Source organism: Candidatus Thiosymbion oneisti (assembly GCF_900092655.1).
Taxonomy (GTDB): domain Bacteria; phylum Pseudomonadota; class Gammaproteobacteria; order Chromatiales; family Chromatiaceae; genus Thiosymbion; species Thiosymbion oneisti.
The window spans coordinates 1-1020 of sequence record NZ_FLUY01001516.1 but is presented as its reverse complement, the minus strand read 5'-3'; the positions used below and the strand labels follow the sequence as shown (position 1 = coordinate 1020).

The 1020-nt window shown below is 59.8% G+C and carries 1 pseudogene; it reads left to right on the top strand.

What is annotated here, in order from left to right:
* Nucleotides 1–1020 (top strand): annotated as a pseudogene (locus BQ17_RS22020) (hypothetical protein); the annotation flags it as partial.

Sequence of the window (1020 nt, the reverse complement as noted above, 5' to 3'; positions counted from 1 at the left end):
GGCTGCCTTCACGGGTGCCAATAACGACACTGGCCTGCAAGATGCAGATCGGCTGAAGGAAGGCTACATCGAGTTCATCGTCATGGGCCATGCGGAGCCAGGCACCGGTGTCGGTAAGGCCATCGAAGATCACAATTGCAGCACGGTACGTGCTGCATTCAGGGAAGCGAATATCCTGACTACTGCCCGGCAGTTCGGCGAGCCGATCAATGCGCTCAAGTTCAACTTCCGCTTTCTCAATGCCAAGCGCGGTATAGAAGCCGGCGGTCAGGCGGTGACCTGGGCCAATTTTTTCAACCATGATGGAGCTCCAGGGACCGCGGGAAACCCGAACGGGGATTACCCGGACGGTGGCGCGACGCCGGCTACCAATGCGAACTGTGCGGTCGATCGGGGTGCCGAACGTCGCAAGGCTGCGGATTGGGATCCCACTACCGACAACACGACTGCGGCTACATTCGCCTGCCGCAATCTGATCACGGCGCAGGAGCCCCACGTTTTCCTGGAGCCGTCGCTGAACGACGCCTTCCCGCGGGTTGGCGTCGTGTATGACGACAAGACAAACAAGTTGTGGAAGGCCGACGAGACCCTGCTGATGGCTGAAGGGCTGATTACGGCCGGCTATAAAAACCTCAAGGGCGGCGGGCAGGCCCGGGGTGTCGATGCGTTCAGCGCCACGATCCAACGTGCGACCATCATCAACGAATGGGTTACTCACGAAGGCACCGAGGCCGAGTGGGTGGTGACCTTCCCGACCAAGGCCTTCTATGTGGACCACTTCGCCCATGTTCAGGCGGCGATTGCGCATGGAGACGACCCCCTTAACACCCGCTGGGAGACCCGGTATTTTAAGGGCGGTGCCCATGTAGCGCTCCCTGGCGGAGTTACTGCCGCTGAATTCTTAGACGCCCCGTACCGGCCCTTCAAGGAGAAATTTGGGAATGGTATGGCGTGCAGCAGTGTGAGCTTCACCCTCTTCGATCGCGAAGAGAACAGCCCAGGCGCCAGCGATACCATCAT